At 42.0% G+C, this 19279-nt stretch carries 15 protein-coding genes, 3 tRNA genes and 1 pseudogene; 9 read left to right on the forward strand and 10 right to left on the reverse strand.

Annotated elements, in window-relative coordinates:
• Nucleotides 1–167 precede the first annotated feature (167 nt).
• Nucleotides 168–1403: a site-specific integrase gene (locus tag HMPREF0999_RS13055; RefSeq protein WP_005864602.1), complete on the reverse strand. Its 1236-nt coding sequence runs from the start codon at nt 1401–1403 to the stop codon at nt 168–170.
• Between the two features lie 462 nt (nt 1404–1865).
• Nucleotides 1866–1941, reverse strand: a tRNA-Phe gene (locus HMPREF0999_RS13060).
• A gap of 199 nt (nt 1942–2140) precedes the next feature.
• On the opposite strand from HMPREF0999_RS13060, the gene HMPREF0999_RS13065 reads away from it, so the two are divergent.
• Together HMPREF0999_RS13065 and HMPREF0999_RS13070 are read left to right on the forward strand one after the other, a co-directional pair.
• A tRNA-Pro gene (locus tag HMPREF0999_RS13065) sits at nt 2141–2214 on the forward strand.
• Between the two features lie 66 nt (nt 2215–2280).
• Nucleotides 2281–2954: pseudogene (locus HMPREF0999_RS13070) on the forward strand (HAD family hydrolase).
• Nucleotides 2955–2959: 5 nt separating this feature from the next.
• On the opposite strand, the gene HMPREF0999_RS13075 reads toward HMPREF0999_RS13070, so the two are convergent.
• Nucleotides 2960–3565 carry an RNA polymerase sigma-70 factor gene (locus tag HMPREF0999_RS13075; RefSeq protein WP_005858709.1) on the reverse strand — a complete coding sequence of 202 codons (606 nt, stop codon included), beginning with the start codon at nt 3563–3565 and terminating at the stop codon, nt 2960–2962.
• 135 nt (nt 3566–3700) lie between these two features.
• On the opposite strand from HMPREF0999_RS13075, the gene HMPREF0999_RS13080 reads away from it, so the two are divergent.
• From HMPREF0999_RS13080 to HMPREF0999_RS13110, 7 genes are all read left to right on the forward strand, one after another.
• Nucleotides 3701–3773, forward strand: a tRNA-Trp gene (locus HMPREF0999_RS13080).
• Nucleotides 3774–3976: 203 nt separating this feature from the next.
• Nucleotides 3977–5551 carry an SUMF1/EgtB/PvdO family nonheme iron enzyme gene (locus HMPREF0999_RS13085; protein WP_005858711.1) on the forward strand — a complete coding sequence of 525 codons (1575 nt, stop codon included), beginning with the start codon at nt 3977–3979 and terminating at the stop codon, nt 5549–5551.
• A gap of 18 nt (nt 5552–5569) precedes the next feature.
• Nucleotides 5570–6952, forward strand: a complete 1383-nt coding sequence (locus HMPREF0999_RS13090) for a Gfo/Idh/MocA family oxidoreductase (protein ID WP_005858713.1) — start codon at nt 5570–5572, stop codon at nt 6950–6952.
• A gap of 12 nt (nt 6953–6964) precedes the next feature.
• Nucleotides 6965–7903 (forward strand): sugar phosphate isomerase/epimerase family protein, encoded by a 939-nt coding sequence (locus tag HMPREF0999_RS13095; protein WP_009276120.1) that lies wholly within the window; start codon nt 6965–6967, stop codon nt 7901–7903.
• Between the two features lie 25 nt (nt 7904–7928).
• Nucleotides 7929–8615: a LuxR family transcriptional regulator gene (locus tag HMPREF0999_RS13100; protein ID WP_008779404.1), complete on the forward strand. Its 687-nt coding sequence runs from the start codon at nt 7929–7931 to the stop codon at nt 8613–8615.
• A 9-nt stretch (nt 8616–8624) separates the two neighbouring features.
• Nucleotides 8625–9206 carry a response regulator transcription factor gene (locus HMPREF0999_RS13105; protein ID WP_008779403.1) on the forward strand — a complete coding sequence of 194 codons (582 nt, stop codon included), beginning with the start codon at nt 8625–8627 and terminating at the stop codon, nt 9204–9206.
• 106 nt (nt 9207–9312) lie between these two features.
• Nucleotides 9313–11637: a TonB-dependent receptor gene (locus HMPREF0999_RS13110; RefSeq protein ID WP_008779402.1), complete on the forward strand. Its 2325-nt coding sequence runs from the start codon at nt 9313–9315 to the stop codon at nt 11635–11637.
• Between the two features lie 105 nt (nt 11638–11742).
• On the opposite strand, the gene HMPREF0999_RS13115 is transcribed toward HMPREF0999_RS13110, so the two are convergent.
• The 7 genes from HMPREF0999_RS13115 to HMPREF0999_RS13145 all read right to left on the reverse strand — a co-directional run bounded on the left by HMPREF0999_RS13115 (nt 11743) and on the right by HMPREF0999_RS13145 (nt 19275).
• Nucleotides 11743–12729, reverse strand: a complete 987-nt coding sequence (locus HMPREF0999_RS13115) for a PD-(D/E)XK nuclease family transposase (RefSeq protein WP_009276121.1) — start codon at nt 12727–12729, stop codon at nt 11743–11745.
• Nucleotides 12730–12924: 195 nt separating this feature from the next.
• Nucleotides 12925–13512 carry a sugar transferase gene (locus HMPREF0999_RS13120; protein ID WP_005858723.1) on the reverse strand — a complete coding sequence of 196 codons (588 nt, stop codon included), beginning with the start codon at nt 13510–13512 and terminating at the stop codon, nt 12925–12927.
• A 14-nt stretch (nt 13513–13526) separates the two neighbouring features.
• On the reverse strand, nt 13527–14726 hold the full coding sequence (locus HMPREF0999_RS13125; RefSeq protein WP_029257136.1) for a DegT/DnrJ/EryC1/StrS family aminotransferase: 1200 nt from the start codon (nt 14724–14726) through the stop codon (nt 13527–13529).
• Between the two features lie 40 nt (nt 14727–14766).
• Nucleotides 14767–15954 (reverse strand): glycosyltransferase, encoded by a 1188-nt coding sequence (locus tag HMPREF0999_RS13130; RefSeq protein ID WP_009276123.1) that lies wholly within the window; start codon nt 15952–15954, stop codon nt 14767–14769.
• 23 nt (nt 15955–15977) lie between these two features.
• Nucleotides 15978–16886, reverse strand: a complete 909-nt coding sequence (locus tag HMPREF0999_RS13135; RefSeq protein WP_009276124.1) for a phosphorylcholine transferase LicD — start codon at nt 16884–16886, stop codon at nt 15978–15980.
• Nucleotides 16887–16888: 2 nt separating this feature from the next.
• Nucleotides 16889–18259, reverse strand: a complete 1371-nt coding sequence (locus HMPREF0999_RS13140) for a bifunctional cytidylyltransferase/SDR family oxidoreductase (protein ID WP_009276125.1) — start codon at nt 18257–18259, stop codon at nt 16889–16891.
• Entirely contained in the window at nt 18256–19275 is a 1020-nt protein-coding gene (locus tag HMPREF0999_RS13145; protein ID WP_121955938.1) for a glycosyltransferase family 2 protein, read from the reverse strand. Before HMPREF0999_RS13145 ends, HMPREF0999_RS13140 begins: the two co-directional genes overlap by 4 nt.
• Between the last annotated feature and the right edge of the window lie 4 nt (nt 19276–19279).

The raw sequence follows: 19279 nt of genomic DNA on the forward strand, positions 1-19279 counted from the left end.
ATGGTGGGTAATGCGTATTGCCTCAAGTCGCTTCATGGGGTAAGGGGAAGTTATGCAAAAGAGTGGACCTTTGGCACCTTCGTTTCACTAAAACACAATGTAAAGATAATAAACTCACTAAAAAATGCATGGCAATCTCTGATTTCATTCGCTTGCGGAAATTAGGTTTACCATTCCAGACGTTCCTTCACATTGTTCATCGCCTCTTTCAGGCTGCTGTTCATGACCCGCGCATAATGCTGCGTCATGCGTGTGGAGGCATGTCCGAGCATGACGGACACGTCCTGCAAGGGTACATTGTTGGCGAGCGTGACGGTGGTCCCGAAAGTGTGCCTGGCCACATGCGTGGTCAGATTTTTCTTTATGCCGCAGAAATCGGCGATTTCCTTGAGGTAGCTGTTCATTTTCTGGTTGCACATGACAGGCAGGCAGCATCCTTTCTTTACGCAGATCGGATGTTCCCTGTATTTCTCCAATATGGCCAGTGGAACGGGCAGCAGCGGGATGTTGCTGATGGAAGACGCTTTTCTGCGGTGTTCCAACTTGACCCTTCCCTTCCTTATCCACCAGTCACCGAGATTGTCCTGTACCAGGTTTTCACCACTCAGAGTGGCGACATCGGAGAACGCCAGACCGGTGAAGCACGCGAAGACAAATATGTCCCTGACCAGCTCGAGCCGTGGGATGGTGAATTTCTTTTTCATGACGGCCTGCAACTCGTCGTAGGTCAGGAATACCGGATCGGTCTCGTCCTGTTCCATCTTGTAACCGTAAAAGGGATTCTTACGCATCCATTCCTTTGCCAATGCCATGTTGGTGAATTTCTTGAAACATTTCATGTAGCGGACTATCGTGTTACGGCACAGTCCCCCCTCCGTTTTCAGGTAAATGTCAAACGCGCGGATGAACTCCGGTGTCAGCTCATGGAAGGTGATATCCTCCTTGCCGTAATAAGAGGGGATAAGCCGCTGCAATTTCTTCACCACGTTCTTGTACCGGTTGATCGTAACGGGAGAGTAGTCTATGCCTGTCAGTGTTTCCATTTCCTTGATGCCATCCTGCATGGTACCGAGCAATGTACGCATTTCGGTGTCTTTCCCGAAAACACGTTTCAGGATCAGTTTCGGGGTAATCAGGGCCTGTTCCAATACCAGTTCCTTGTGTTTCTCGAGGGCACGTGCGTGTAACTCCGCAATATAGGTATTCAATGCGATGGATGCCCTGTCCCTGCCCTTGCTGCATCCTTTGGCCGCATTCCATAAGTTCAGAGGCACGCTTCTTTGGATACGGGCATCGTCGTAGCTCCCGTTGATGGTTATCCGCATCAGTACGGGGGCCTCACCGTTTTTCAACAATTTCGTTTTGAGCACGAAAAAAAGAATGTTCATTGTTCCTTGTTTCATCACTTTTGTTTTTTTAGAGGTGTTACATCCAATTGTTTCGTCAAAACCGGATGGCATGAGGACGTGAAACGAAATGTTAAATTCGGTGGCTTTTTTGAGGGACTTGTGGAATAGCCATAAAAATCCCATTTTTATCAGGTTCGAATTGCCTTTTGTATCCCGGGTTCGATTCCTTTTTTTATCCCGATGGGAAATACCGAATTTTTAAATTTATTTCACATTTTCAACTCCATCCGGTCATGTGTGCAAAATTACTTTTTCACACCGGAGATTGAAATTGTCAAACAGTTGAAAAACAATGAAGTATGATACATATTTATGGCTTTTTCAAAAGCCTTAAAAAAAGCCACTGAACTGGCAAAATCCAACTTCACAAATATGTAATGAAATGCGTAGCGAGGGTAAAAAAAGAACCCTTGAACTATCTCTAATTCAAGGGTTTTCTAAAATTGAAAAGCTTTTTGGTGGTGCCACCAGGAATCGAACCGGGGACACAAGGATTTTCAGTCCTTTGCTCTACCAACTGAGCTATGGCACCATCATGTCGTTTTGTATATCGTTGTTTCGATTACGGGTGCAAAGGTAGGTATTATTTTTAATCCAGCAAATGTTTTGAAAGAAAAATTCACAGGACAGTAAATTATCTATTTTTCCTGCAAAAAAATCCACTTTTCTCTTGCAGGTTCAAAAACAATGTGTACCTTTGCACCCGTAATCGAGACAACGATACAAAAAAACGGGATGTAGCACAGTTGGCTAGCGCGCCACGTTCGGGACGTGGAGGTCGGAAGTTCGAGTCTTCTCATCCCGACTCATCAAAAAGGCAAGAATCTTGAAAGAGATCTTGCCTTTCTTTTTTCAATCCTATTAATATCTAATGAATAACAAAAGGTATCAACATATATTGTTCGATCTGGACGGTACATTAACCGATCCTATGATTGGTATTACCAGTTCTGTAAAGTACGCCCTCTCCTATTTCAATATAGAAGTAGAAGATTTACGATCTTTATGCCCTTTCATCGGGCCACCATTAAAAACATCCTTTAAGGACTTCTATCAGTTTACAGATGAGCAAGCAGATGTAGCCATTGCTAAATACCGGGAATATTTTTCAAAACAAGGTATTTTCGAGAATACCCTGTATCAAGGTACTGATGAATTACTCCGTTTGCTTACCGAAAACGAAATGAAAATCTACTTAGCCACCTCAAAACCGCAGCCCTTCGCTCAACAAATTCTAGAATATTTCCACTTAGAATCTTATTTTACATTTGTTGGAGGAAGCACATTCGACGGAAGCCGTTCCGAAAAAGCGGATGTAATACAATATGTATTAGACAGCACCGATATAAAACACGGTCTGACGTAGTCATGATCGGTGATCGTAAATATGATATAGAAGGGGCCAAAGCGAATAACATAGATTCAATAGGAGTCCTTTACGGCTACGGGGATGAAGAAGAACTAGCGAATGCCGGAGCAAACAAAATCGTTACTGATATAAAAGAACTATCATCTTTCCTTCTAACAGGGAATATCCCCATATAGAAAGCTTAAGCAGATCTATAAATCACATTAAAAATAAACATCAGCAATAAAGAGAATGAAATATTTGGAAAGCTCGGCTTCAACCGGGCTACCAATTTTTCTATAGCGATCTTCATCTGTACACGAACCGTACTCTCTTGAACCGATAATATTTCCGCGATCTCCTTCGTTTTCAATCCCTCCTCACGAGACATCAAAAACACAAGACGGCATTTCTCAGGAAGTTCGTCAATCGCTTTATCAAGCATCTCTCTCATCTCTTTTAACTCCAAATGCTCCTCCGGAGAACCCTCATCTTCCTCTTCCATTAATGGCAACAACTCATTTAAAGAAACCCTATTCAAGTCTTTATTCCTTGCTTGAAAACGAAAAGACTCGTTACGTACGGAAATATATAAATAGGTATCTATATTATCAATATCCTTTAATCGTTTCCGGGATTGCCAGACCGAGAAAAAAACATCTGTCACAACTTCACGGCATGCCTCCTTCTCGCCTAAACAATAATAAGCGAAGCGAAAAACCTGATCATAATATAAATTATAAAAACGTTCGAAAGCTCCCCTGTTATCTACCGACACAGATTCAAGCAACCCTTTGATATCTCGCACAAAAACTCCCACTCCTTTTTCTTTGATTTGGCAAACATACTAAATATAATCTAAATGCCTTTTTAAAAAGCAGACTATTTTTTCTCATATTTTACTTGCATATTCAAATTATTAAACTACTTTTGCACCCGCAATACGGAAGTAGCTCAGTCGGTAGAGCACTGGTCTCCAAAACCAGGTGTCGGGAGTTCGAGCCTCTCCTTCCGTGCATGAGCGGCAACACTATGAATATGTGTTGCCGCTTTTTTATTATTCTCCTTCTCTTCCCATTGCGATAAAAAAGCGTAAATAAGACAACATTTTTCGTTAAAGAGACTATTTTTTCTTTCAATATATAAAGGAATATACTACTTTTATTGCCGATTTTAAATCTAATTGAGACTTAGTGTAAATCGTATACCATAGAAACAGATGACAACTAACAAATTTTCAAATCGATACTCGTCTGAGAGGAAAAAGTATTTTTTCAAAAGTAAGGCGTTTATCCTGTGCCTCGGATTATTTTTGGGAGCTGGGATTATGATCGCCCTTTATAAAACATCTGTATATTTCTCGACAGATGAATCTTGTATGATGTGCCACGTGCATCCTCACGTAGAAAACAGTTGGAAACTTTCCAAGCATGTAAATAATGGAAGTGGCGTTAAGACACATTGCGTAGCTTGTCACCTCCCACCCCAAACAAATACTTGGAAACATTATAGCGCAAAGGCTAAATTGGGTATGAAAGATGTTTGGTCATACTTGACTAAAGACAGCGCGGATTTCAATTGGGAAACTAAGTCCGAGTTGGAACACGCCGTTAAATATATCCCCAATGAATCTTGTAAGGAGTGCCATCAGAACTTATTCCCCGAAGGAATTACCGATGATGGTGTAACGGCACATTTATATTATGATGAGAATGAGAAAAAGCTAGATCTACAATGTATTAGTTGCCATTTGGATGCAGGACATTACAATCCGAACTACAATCACTCCAAGATGGTTGGTATACCAGGACAAAATACATCCGGGGCATCTTCGGATACCAGTTTGTTTTTTAAGGAACCAACTACAGTTACCTCTTTCACCGACTATGTAGAACAAATTCCCGGAACAATGGTCTCATTCAAGATGATTGCTATCCCCGGAGGTTCATTCAAAATGGGTAGTGAGGAAAAAGAGGCATTTCATAAAGCAGATGAGTCGCCTGTACACAACGTAACTGTCAGTCCGTTTTTCATGGCTGAGGTCGAGGTGACTTGGGATCAATACTGGGCTTTCTATGGGAATACGATGAGTGAGGGCCGTACCCCTCCAGAGACCGTATACGCAAATAACAGTAATCCGAATGTCGATGCCATCTCCGGTCCTACACCTCCGTTCGGTTTTCCGGATCAAGGCTGGGGTGGTGGAGATCGCCCGGCTATTACAATGACTCATTATGCGGCCGAGACTTTCTGCCAATGGTTATCCAAGAAAACAGGAAAGACTTATCGTTTACCGACCGAGGCGGAATGGGAATATGCGGCACGTGGCGGCACGGAAACGCCTTATTTCTTTACGGGCAATCCAAAAGATTTCTCCGATCAAGGCTTCTGGCGTAAATTTTTCGACGCAAAGACTGATAGTATAGGTTCTTATGTGATTTATAGCAAGAACAGCAAAAACAAGACGCAAGAACCGGATTTAGTAAAAGCCAATCCCTTTGGTTTAAAGAATATGTTGGGTAATGTAATGGAATATTGTGCCGACAAGTATGATCCTGAAGCTTACGCTAAAAGCGGAAGTAGCGCCACAGATCCATTGGTTACCGAAGGTACTGAGTGGGTAGTGAGAGGCGGTAATTACACCTCCGATGCGGCAGATCTTCGCTGCGCTTCCCGTGATTATACCAAACATGAAGCTTGGTTAAAAACCGATCCGCAACAACCGAAGAGTATCTGGTGGTACTCCGATATCAGAGGAATCGGTTTCCGTGTTGTATGTGAACCTAATAAATAGTGTCTAAAAAATAATATCATGAAAAAAGAGAACAGCATTAGCAGAAGATCATTTCTGAAAAGTTCAGCCCTAGCGGGTGCGCTTGGAGCAATTGGAACAGGTAGTACAGTTGGTGTATTAACTTCTTGTGGTGGAGGTGAAAGTGCGAACGCAATAAAGCCTTTGAAAGAACCCGGTACTTATTACGTGCCCGAACTACCAGATCTGGCGACTGATGGAAAAGAACTAAAAGCTGGTGTAATCGGTTGTGGCGGACGTGGTTCCGGAGCCGCTTTTAACTTCTTGAACGCTGCGAACGGCGTTACGATCGTGGCTTTAGGCGATACGTTCCAAGAACGTGTCGATGATTTGGCAAAGAAATTAAAAGATGAGAAAGGAATTGATGTACCGGCTGATAAACGTTTCGTCGGCTTGGATGCATACAAACAAGTGATTGATAGCGGTGTAGATGTAGTGATCGTCGCCACTCCTCCCGTATTCCGTCCAGTTCATTTCCAATACGCCACAGAAAAGGGCAAACATTCCTTCTTAGAGAAACCTATCTGTGTTGATCCGGTTGGTTACCGTACCATTATGGCTACCGCAAAACAAGCTGCGGCAAAGAACTTATGTGTCGTAACCGGTACTCAACGCCATCACCAACGCAGTTATGTCGAGTCTTACAAGAAGATCATGGAAGGATTGATCGGTGAGATCACGGGCGGTACGGTTTACTGGAATCAGAATATGCTTTGGTATCGGGATCGTCAACCGGGATGGAACGATTGCGAATATATGATCAAAGACTGGGTAAACTGGAAATGGCTTTCCGGCGACCATATCGTAGAGCAACACGTACATAATATAGATGTATTCACTTGGTTCAGCGGATTGAAACCAGTCAAGGCTGTAGGTTTCGGTTCTCGCCACCGTCGTATCACTGGCGACCAATATGATAACTTCAGCGTTGATTTCACAATGGAAAATGGTATCCATATGCATAGTATGTGCCGCCAGATAGATGGTTGTGCAAATAATGTAAGCGAATTCATCCAAGGAACCAAGGGATCATGGAGCAGTGACACGATGGAGATCAAGGATTTGGCAGGAAACGTTATCTGGAAATATGATAGTGAGGCCGAAAAAGCGAACTTCAAGCAAACTGACCCGTATACATTAGAGCATGTAAACTGGATCAACTGCATCCGTGGTGGTAAACAAATCGAGCAAGCTTCTGAGACTGCTATCTCCAATATGGCCGCAATCATGGGTCGTGAGTCCGCTTACACGGGTGCCGAGACCACTTGGGATGCCATGACTGCCTCAGCATTGGATTACACTCCGAAAGATTTGAACTTAGGAAAGATGGATATGAGCGGCTTCGTCGTTCCTGTTCCGGGTAAACCAATCGACAAGAAATAATCCAGACTGTTTATGACATTAAATAGAAGAAACTTTTTAAGAACCTCCTTATCCGGCGCTGCTTTAGCGGTAGGAAGTACGGCCTTGGCCTCCTGCTCTTCCAAGTCGGCAAACACTGCCAAAGGAGAAAAAGGGAGCGACAAGCCCGGCAAGGACCTTGAATTAAAGCTTTCTTTCCAAGAGGGAATCGCCCCGGGTGAAAGTTTGAACGAGAAACTTGATTTTATGGAGAAGTTGGGCGTTGTAGGTTTTGAGCCGGGTGGCGGAGGATTAGCCGGCCGGGTAAACGAGATCAAGCAGGCCTTAAACGGACGTAATATCAAAGTGAGTGCCATTTGCGCCGGCTTCAAAGGCTTTATTCTTTCTACCGATCCAGCCATCCGCAAGGAATGCATGGACACGATGAAAGAGATCATCGCCGCAGCCGGTGAATTAGGTTCTACGGGCGTGATTATCGTTCCTGCCTTTAATGGTCAAGTCCCCGCCTTGCCTCATACGATGGAGACACGGGATTTCCTTTGCGAGCAATTCAACGAGATGGGAACTTTCGCCGCCCAGCATGGGACTAGCGTCATCTTTGAACCTTTGAACCGAAAAGAGTGTTTTTATCTACGTCAAGTAGCCGACGCCGCCTCTTTATGCCGGGATATCAATAATCCGGGTGTACGTTGCATGGGCGACTTCTGGCATATGACATGGGAAGAGACCTCTGATATGGGAGCCTTTATCTCCGGTGGAGAGTATCTCCAACACGTACACGTGGCCAGCCGCAAACGTCGCAGCATGCCGGGTGAGGATGGAGATGCCGATAACTATATCAATGGCTTCAAGGGACTGAAAATGATTGGTTATAACAACTACGTAAGTTTCGAGTGCGGATGTCAGGGAGACCGTAACGTGGTAGTCCCCGCCGCCGTCAAGTTATTACGTGAACAATGGGAACAAGCTTGATAAGATGCCTTTAGTATATCCAAATATGCAATTGAGTGAGGTGGTGGAAGAACACCCCTCACTCATTCCCGTAATCAACCGGTTTGGGATTCGTCTCGGGCTTGGCGACAAATCGGTGAAGACGCTCTGTGAAGAACATTCGCTGGATATGGACTTTTTACTGACAGTGATCAATACCTTCCTCAACGAGGAGTATTTTCCGGAGAAGAAGTTACAAACCTTCCATACATCGCAAATCATTGATTACCTGACAAAGACGAACCAATACTATTTACGTTATCAGCTTCCCAATATAGAACGCCATCTAGGTTCCTTTATCTCGATGAGTACGCCCGGTAATCCTACTCTTGGATTGATAGGACGCTTCTTCTCCTCGTTCAAGGAAGAACTCATCGCCCGCATTGAGAAAGATGATAAGATATGGTTCCCCTACTGCATGTCGTTAAGTAAAAAGCTGGGAAAAGAACCGGCGGGAACGATCGATGGATTGCAAATCACCTCCGAGCAACGTACGGAAGATACCATCGAGGCCCTTTTAGCCGACTTAAAAAGTATCATGGTCAAGCATCTTTCGGGAGATTACGACGAGAATTTATGTTATGCCGTCCTCTTCTCCATCTGTAGTCTGGAGAAAGATATCAAACAACACAACCGGATCCGGTATCGAATCCTTACCCCCATGGTCTCGGCCATGGAAAAATTATGTATCTAACGATCTGAAATGCATCGAAACAAACAAATAGCGATCATACTGTCTGATACCCTAAGAAGTATTGGGCTGCAAAGCTTGCTGACCGACTACTTCCCCCCGGTAGAGGTTTGCTATTTTCCAAATTTCGAGATGCTTTCCTCCACAGGAAGCGACACCTACGATTACTATTTCACCGATTCAGATATCCTTGTGCTCAACGCAGATTTCTTCCTCCCGAGAAGGAACAAGACCGCCATCCTCATCGACAGCACCGAAGAACACGGGGCGCTCTCGTCTATGAACCGTATCACGTTACGTTCCTCCCAAGAGACCATTATCGAGCAATTGCAACAATTATTTACGAGCGACAGCTCCGGCAACACCACTACCGAAAACAACAAGGACCTATCCAGCCGTGAGGTAGACGTACTTCAACTGATCGTAAAAGGCATCACGAATAAAGAGATCGCCGATAAGCTGAACATCAGCTTGAACACCGTCCTCACCCATCGTAAGAACATCACCGCCAAGCTGGGCATCAAGACCGTTTCCGGCCTCACCTTCTACGCCATCATGAACGGGATCATCTCAGGTGACGATATCGAACTATAGCGAAGCCAACAAACCAGCTTTCAAAATCACTACATCTAGTGATTGACCATCCTGTTTCTTTACCGTTTCTTCGCGATTGAAAAAATATACTAACAAAAGAAATTCGATGAAGAGACACTACTTAGGTATCATCGCCCTAGGTGCGTTGGGGCTGCAAAATGTATACGCCGAGAATATCAAGGCTAACGAGAACGACACGATAAAAACCTATAACATGGGTGAGGTAATCGTGACCTCATCCACGAAGGAGACAAATAACCTCCGCACGTTACCCGGTTCCGTATCGATCCTTTCCCCGCAAATGATCTCCGGCAGGCAGATCGACGCATTAAAGGATATAAGTTCTTTCGTCCCGAACCTATACATGCCGGATTATGGGGCAAAACTAACCTCGGCCATCTATATCCGCGGTATCGGAGCCAGAAGTAGCGGACAATCCGTAGGCTTATATGTAGACAACGTGCCTTATCTGGATAAAAGCACCTTCGATTTCGAGCTGACCGATATCCAGCGCATCGAGGTATTACGAGGGCCGCAAGGAACCTTGTATGGTCGTAACGCCATGGGGGGCATCGTAAATATCTATACCATCTCCCCGTTCGATTACCAAGGAAAGAAACTCTCCCTATCGGCCGGAAGCTACGGGCAATATAAAGTCAAGGCCTCCCATTATGCTAAGTTGAGCGAGACCATCGGATTTACCGCCGCCGCTTACTATGACCATAGCGACGGCTTCTACACCAATGCCTACGATGGGAAAAAGATCGATAAGGAAGACAACGTTGGCGGTCGCTTCAAGTTGGAAGGTCGCTTCAATCCGAACTTCCGTGCCTCCTACTCCCTTTCCGTAGATTATACGGATCAAGGAGCGTTTCCATATGGCATGTTCATCGGAACCGGAAATACCGATCACAAGTATGTAAATCCTATCAATATCAACGATCCCAGCTCTTATAAACGGACGGTCATCGCCAATAACCTGTCCCTCGAATACCGGAATGAGCACGTGATACTGAGCAGCATCACCGGTCATCAATATTTCAAGGATGACATGAAGATGGATCAAGACTTCTCCCCTCTCTCGATCTTTACCCTCAACCAAAAGCAAAAGCAAAACGCTTTCAGCGAGGAATTGGCGATCAAGAGCAACACGAGGAATAATTACCAATGGTCCTTCGGACTCTACGGTTTCTACGATGATCTACATACGGACGGTCCGGTCGATTTCAAGGAAGACGGAATTAAGACCGTTCTCCAGCCCGTATTCGATCAATTGAAGAAAGATCACCCTAAGATGCCCTATCTAAAAATACTGGACGATCATCTTTATATTCCGGGTTCTTTCGACACCCCTTCTTATGGCCTTGCTTTGTATCACCAATCCACTTATAACAATCTGTTCACGGAAGGCCTGTCAATTACCGCCGGTATCCGCTTGGATTACGAGAAGCAAAAGATGGATTACAATTCTGAGGCTAAGATGAGAATGGGGTTCGGCTTCGTAGAAAACGGACCGGTTATCGACATCGAGAAACTTTTCCCGATCCCAACCACCGTGATGGACGCCAGTGTCTCCCAAGACTTCTGGCAAGTACTTCCGAAAATATCTTTAAAGTACGAATGCTCGCCAAACACGTTCACCTATGTATCGGTAGCGAAAGGTTATAAGACCGGGGGCTACAACGTACAAATGTCGGCAGACGTGATGCAAAGCCAGATGCAATACGATATGATGAACGCTTTCAAGGACATGATGCCGATCGAGGTCAAAGAACCCACCCCCATCGAGGAAGTAGCCTCCTACAAACCAGAGAAAAGCTGGAACTACGAGATCGGTATCCGTAGCGAGTTACTATTCCAACGCCTAAGCGCAGAATTGACAGGTTTCTATATGGACATTCAAGACGTGCAGTTGACCAAATTCGTGAACAGCGGCAACGGCCGTATCCTCACCAACGCCGGGAAAGCCAAAAGCTACGGTATAGAGGCCTCCTTGCGTGCCCGTATCATCGATGGGCTAACCGCCGACGTTAATTACGGTTTCACCCATGCTACGTTCCGGGATTACAACAATGGGAAAGAGGATTTCAAGAACAACTTCATCCCATATACCCCACGTCATACCTTCAACGTAGGACTGCAATACACCCGCCTGTTCCGTAACGCATGGATAGACCAATTCTCCGCCTCCGCCCAATTCAGCAGTGTCGGAAAGATCTTCTGGACCGAGCGAAACGACATCTACCAGAAATTCTACGGAACGGTGAACGCAAAGGTAGGCGTACGCAAAGGTATCGTCAACGTAAACCTATGGAGCCGTAATATAACGAACACCCATTACTCTGCATTTTATTTCGAGTCATTCGGGAATCCGTTTATCCAACTAGGTAAGCCTTTCCAGATCGGTGCGGAGGTGGCGATCGCCTTTTAAGCGCAAGCGTTCAATAGAAATAAAAAACGGGAGAGCCGGTTCTTACACCAACTCTCCCGATTACTTTATTCCGACTTTCCTATATTCGGTAACTTACTTCAAAAACTATAATCCTTCGATCTTCTCTTCCGGTAAACCGGTGCTCTGGGCAATCAAAGATTTAGATACCCCCGACTCTTTTAAATTCTTGGCGATAGCATATTTCTCTGATAGGCGACCTTTCTCCAGACCTTCCCTCAAGCCTTCCTCCAGGCCTTCCTTCATCCCATTCGCCTTTGCTTCCGCTATCGCTTTCTCTTTTGCTTCCTCTACTTCCTGCAAGAAAGTCTCTTCCGCAAGACGGTTGACATTGTAGCGATCCACGGCACGGTCATAGGCGAGACGATTCTCCGGAGAGAGATTCGCCACGGCGGCCAAACGAGATAGATGAGCGAACACCTGTTCTTTCAAGGCATCCGGCATTCGAATCCAATGTTCCATATTCTTTAACGCATAAAAAAGTCTTTCTAATAAAGTTTCGCACTCATCCAGTTCCTTCGTAAAATAAGGGAACTGCAAATAGATCTGCCGGAAATGAGGGTTCAGCGTCTCATGACTTTCTAGATCCAGAATTCCAGAATCCACACGGAAACGATCCGGTAAATCCGGCTCCTTGAAATTCATGAAAAAAACACCATACACCGTATGTAGCTTATAGATTGCGCCATACGACATCGAAGGTTCCCGCACCTCCAGCCCTTCCTCCCCGTCATCCGGTGAGTGTACTTCCACCGCTAGCGGGGCCTCAATCTGACGGCTCACCGCACGACACATATAATATAATGTTCGGTCCACGAAATTCAGATGCTTGCGGTTCTGCATCTCCACGATGATATATTCTCCCGTGGAGGTACGGCAATAGAGGTCGTAAATGATCCCCTTGTCACGTACATGCTCTGCATGATCCTCCTTGTCGAGAAACATCAGATCCTCAATCCGATGCTCACCAGCCAACAACTCGTTCAATAACGTGATCAAGAACGGCTTGCTAGCTGGCTGACCGAAAATAATCTTAAAACCAATATCCGTAAACGGATTCACGAACTTTCCCATAGCTAATTATTTTTAGTTAAACCTATTGTTTATTCTAGACCGCAAACATACGGAATTTTTATCAAAGAATAAAACGCAAGCATTCAATTCTTTTCAACATAAACCTATGGAGCCACAATATAACGAAATCGGGAGAGCCGGCTATTACACCAACTCTCCCGATAACATTTCACATAAAAACAAAATCGATCTTTTTTATCTAGCTATTTTAAAAATCGTAAGAAATATCAGCTTAAAGTACTCAAACAATGTAGGATGGTTAATATATCTCATATTGAGTTCAATTTTCGCCGGCATAATATCCTCAACATAAGTTTTGTCGGGATTTGAAGACTGTCCAAGTAACCTATTTTCATCCATATACACTATAGATGCGTAATCTGTAATACCCGGCCTGACAGCCAACACACGCCTTTGTTCAGTCGTATACATATCGACATACTTACGCACCTCGGGCCGAGGACCTACCAAACTCATATCCCCTTTAAGTACATTGATCAATTGAGGAAACTCATCCAATTTATACTTACGGATATAATAACCAGACCGTGTAATCCGTGGATCACGCCCTCCTACGGTAATAAGTCCCTTCTTATCAGAACCTACACGCATACTTCGAAATTTAAGCAACTGAAAATCTCGATTGTTACGTCCTACACGAATTTGCCTATAAAAAACAGGTCCGGTAGAATCACACTTAATCCAAATTGCCAGAATAACAAACAAAGGACTTAGCAAGATAAGACCTATCCCGCTGGCTACAACATCAAAAAAACGTTTCAAATCGATTGATTATTTTATTGGGTAATAATATCAACAAAATTAGAAATCACATACTCTACGTCCTCATTCGTAAGACTGGTATGCAAAGGAAGAGTAATCTCGTTATGGTATTGGTTGTAAGCATTCGGATAATCTACGATATCAAAACCTAAATTTTTATAGGCCGTCATCATTGGTAAAGGCTTATAATGTACGTTACAAGCGATTCCACGTTCAGCCATCCGCTCTATCACAGCATTTCGATATTCCACATCCTCACCAAGCAAACGTACTAGATACAAATGCCCACTCGAAGAATGGTCATCACCAAAATGATCCAAGACCTGCACATCGCACCCCCTCAGTCCTTCATTATACCTCTCAATAATCTGACGACGACGATACAGCATTTCCGGATAACGCTTCAACTGCGCAAGACCAATACCCGCCATTACATCCGTCATATTACACTTATAATACGGAGCGACAATATCATACTCCCATGCTCCCAACCTCGTCTTAGCTAGTGCGTCCTTGTTCTGCCCATGAAGGGAAAGCAATTGAAACTGTTTATAAAGAGACTCGTTGTCAACCCCATCATGATTTCTCCAAGTCAACGCACCTCCCTCTGCTGTCGTAAGATTTTTCACGGCATGGAAGGAAAACGAAGTAAAATCAGCGATCTCACCACACATCTTTCCATGCCATTTGGCACCAAAAGCATGGGCGGCATCCGCAAGTACGATAACCCGACCGTATGCCTTCTGGATATCATTCACTGGCGAAAACAAATGTTTCTTGCTCTCTACGGCAGCGAATATCTTATCATAATCACAAACCACACCGGCAAGATCAACAGGCAGAACCACCTTTGTCTTCTCCGTGATCGCATCTGCCAACTTATCATAATCCATCTCAAACGAATCAGGAGCGGTATCTACCATGACAACCTTTGCCCCCACATGACAAGTTACACTTGCGGTAGCGGTATACGTATAAGCGGAAGTAATCACCTCGTCTCCTGGCCCAACGCCCAAAACACGCAATATCAACTCCATACAAGCCGTAGCCGAATTCAAGCATACAGCTTGATCCGTTTGGCAGCACATGGCAATTAATCTCTCAAATTCTTTTGTCTTAGGCCCCGTAGTGATCCAACCGGAACGAAGAGCCTCTGATACTAAATAAACTTCACTTTCAGTTATATCAGGAGGAGAAAAAGGAATTTTTTTTATACTCATAACCTCATACAAGTTTATAATTATTATTAATCATTCAATCAAAATCGTAAAAAACTTTTTTGAATTTATCATAAATATGATCAAATATTAGATTATCTGCAATATATTTTTTCGCTTGCTTACCTATTTTTTCTCTTAGAGAACGATCATCCATTAATTTTATAATAGTATCAGCCATTTTTTGAAAATCAGTTCGGATAAAGATATGTTCTCCATCAACAATCCCCTCCAGTCCTTCTGCTCCAATTTCAGTTGTCACAACACAGCAACCGATTGACATCGCTTCAATAATTTTATTTTGTACTCCAGCTCCAGAATACATCGGAACAACCACAACAGAAGCTTTCTTCAAATAAAACTTAGGATCATCGACAAACCCCGTAATAATAACATGCTCAGATGCAAGTCGACAAACAGAGGCAGATGGTCGAGAGCCTACAATATAAAAACGAACGGATGAATCCAAAAGCAAAATAAGAGGTAGCACATATCGAACAAAAGTCGTTACAGCAACTATATTTGGTTCATAAAACATAGATCCTACAAAAACAATATTTCGAGAATCATTAGGAATAATAAGTTGATCGTCAAAATCAACACTATTACCGATTACCTCAATATGTTTATTTGAAATTTCTAGATCTGCATGCCTCAAAATAAACTGACGATCGACATCGGATATAATAATAAATTTATTAAAAGATTTTAAAACTTTATTCTCATAACTAATTAATCGATTTGCCTCGAATTTATAAACCAGCCTCCATATCCAATTCGCTTTTAAAGAAGCTCCAATATAGTTCATTGAAATAGCATCAACATAATCAATTATCTTATTACACTTACTTCCATCAACGTACGGAACGGTTCTAATATTATTACAAAAAACATAATCATACAAAGATAAATGTTCCTGTATATAACTCATCATCCTCGGAGAATAAAAATAACTACATTGTAATGGTCTAGATTTAAAAAAGCCCAATAATGCGCGTAATACACATTTCCACTTGGGCTCTAAGAATTCACTTATTTGTCGACAAAAACAACGCAATTCGGTTAGATCCGCAAATGTTTTATAAGGATTACAAGTATATACCAAATCAACTTCAAATATTTGTGACAACATCCGAATCATTTGAGATGTACGAATAGAAGCTCCGTCTTGAACTGGAAATGGACGTTTAGAACTAATTACAAGAATACGTTTACGAGAATCCATGACACAAATAATTTGCTCACAATTTAATCATTAGGCAATTGAAACTTTACAATAAAATGCCTCTCTCTTTTTTCCACTGGAGGCAATTGCATATAATCATGATAAAGATTGGTCAAATACCGATCATAGTCAGCAGGTATATAAACGATTTCTCCTTCAAATAAAGCCTCTTTTGGAGGAAAATATACAGAAGCATCAAATATTTCTCCGTTATAATATTTTCTACCAGTAGGAATACCTAGAGGATTCCCTCTCTTTGAAGAAGCCACAAAACGATCAAACCAATAAACCCATTTCGCATGTGGAATAATACCAAAGATAGATCCCAGCATTTTCTTAATTTGGAATCTTCTCTTTAACGATGAATCTAGAGATACAAATTCTGACAAAGACTCGCTTGGATATTGCGCATATAAAACCATGATGGATACAAACTGGATTACATTGGCGATAAAACCTTTTATAGCTTGTGCGATTTTATACTTAGGCACTGAATCTAAAGCAAACACATCAATATATAATCCTTTGGGGAAGGGTGAATTCTCATTAAAAAGCTCTATATTAAAGGAGTTCTTTCTATATATCTTCAAGAACACAGTTTTTGCATCAGTGTCTCTATTAGGATAGTCAAACTCATATTTATTCCCCAATCTCCCCTCCTTACACAATCGAATCAATTTTTCATAATCATCACGCCTCATCATTACGTCTAAATCATCATCCCAAGGAATAAAACCCTTATGTCGGATAGCCCCCAAACAACTTCCACCACTAAGCATTAATGTCAAGCCTTCTTTTTCACATAATTTCGCTACATCCCTGTATATATCCAACAAAGCTCGCTTCATGGCAGAAGACTCCGAAGATGTCATCTCATGTAAATAATTCGTTTTATGAGCTAACTCATTCATCAATTCACTATCAGATTTCATCTTTACGGTCTTTTTTTAACATCCACCACTTCTCCGGTCAGGGAAGAAAATATAGTATTCACCGACACAGACGCAACAACACTTGATTTCAACAAGGTATCCTCCGGTTCTATGCCAAAATTTCTCTCCCGCATAGGGGTCTTAGTCCGTTCCGGATTAATACAATTGATACGAATACCACTATCCTGCCACTCTTCACTCAACGCTTGTACAAAATTCACGATAGCGGCTTTAGAAGATGAATACAAGCTATATAATTGACGCCCCCTCGTATAAGAACTGGAAGTAAACAGCAGCAGCGCCCCTTTACTCATTTTTAAATATGGATAAGATTCCCTTGCTACAATAACAGCTCCAAGATAATTCACATGAATACTTTTACAAATCTCCTCATATGTCATTGTAGCCAATGGCTCCCGATTCAAGACTCCAGCCGTATTGACAACCGCATCTATACGCCCTTCCTTATCCATGACAGTTCTCAAAGCATCAGCCACTAGAGCCGAATCGGAGACATCCACTCCATTCTCTGAACGGCTGAAAGAATAGATATGCGCCCCGTACTGGCGACAAATATGGATAATATCAAGCCCAATCCCATAGCTTCCGCCAAAAACAACAATAACCGATGAAGGCAAAGCGGCTATAGTCTTAGGAGTTACCGTTTCATTCTGTTGAGCGATTGATTTTAGCTGAAACAACTTATCCAATAAAAACAGATCTTCTTTGTAAGTCAATTTCATATTAAACTGTTCACCCTTGACTACATACACGAATTCTTCCGGAAGATATCTGTAAACAACTCCACAATCATCTGTCGTTTGAAAATCAAGATCTTTCAATGCTAATTCATAAGCCCGCTTTATCGTAGAACGTTTAAAAGCTTGCGGAGTCTGCCCATTACGCAAATACTCACGAGCTGGTATTCCTGTAATATGGTCTTCCACATCCACTTGAATGATTGTATCAGTCGTCTTGATCGCAACATCCACCGCATTATACGTTTTCAACGCATTGATGCAATCAGTAATAATACGATCATTGACCAATGGGCGAACCGCATCATGGAAGATCATATTCACCTCTTCCTCATAAGCATTAATCGCCGCTAAACTTGAATGGTAACGTTCCTTTCCTCCCTTGAGGATTTTCTTCATCTTGGAATATTCATTCTTCACCAAGATATTCTCTACCTCCTGCACATAATTAGGATTAGAAACCACAACGATCTCATCTATTAACGGATGATTTTGGAAAACATCTATCGTATGTTCAATCACTTTTTTCCCTGCCAACTTCAAGAACTGTTTAGGCGTCGCATCACCTAAACGTTGACCGAAGCCACCGGCCAAAACCACAGCTATATTTCTCATGATCTACGTTTATATATATTAAAATATAAATAAATACCAATAACAAATATTGGATAAGCATATAAGGCGCAAAAAGCGACTAATTTCCACTTCTTTTTTACACTCCTATTAACCAAAAAATATTGAACATATTTCTTAAAATTCATATCATTTAAAACCTCTTTAACAATACGATTAGCTCTAATTGAAAAAGGCTTTTTTTGAGGATATTTAAATAACAAAGCATTACCAACCCAAGTAAAAATAAGTTCTTTATACAAAGCATTTTCTTTCAAATAAATTTTATTTTTTTGCACCAAGAATTTTTCCATCATATTCACAGTATACAGTACATCTTTATCCTTCTCTTTTATCGTATTAATTATACTATCTTTTCTATTCCATCTATAATAATAGTAAGGAGAATCCATCACGATCAAAGAAGACGAACAAATCAAAGCCTTAAACACAAATAATAGATCCTCATATAAAACACCTGTATCAAATCTTAATTCATTTTTCTCCAAAAATGATCTATTAAAGACCTTATTACAAGAAGAAGCTGTAAAACACTCATTTTTCACACAATGTAGCAAATAAGATTCACCTGTTTCAAAACAAGTTTTCCCCTTACTTATAGGGTCTTGCATATAAACCTCATCAGCAAAGCGATATCTTCCTAATACAATTATATCAACCTCATTATTATACGATAAAACCGCCTCTATTTCTTCACAAGTATTCAAAGATATATAATCATCCGAATCAACAAACAGAATATAATCTCCTACTGCATTATCAATACCAACATTACGAGTATATCCTAAGCCCATATTTTTTTGATCTATAACACGAATTCTATCATCAATCCTACTATACTCTTCAATTAAAGATAAAGAGTTATCACTAGAGCCATCATTTATCACTACAATCTCGATATTTTTATATGTTTGATTTATCAACGAGCTCAAGCACTCATTGATATATTTCTCAACATTATAAACCGGAACAATTATTGAATACTTTCTTTTCATCATTTAC

The sequence above is a fragment of the Parabacteroides sp. D25 genome (genome assembly GCF_000307475.1).
GTDB lineage: Bacteria > Bacteroidota > Bacteroidia > Bacteroidales > Tannerellaceae > Parabacteroides > Parabacteroides distasonis.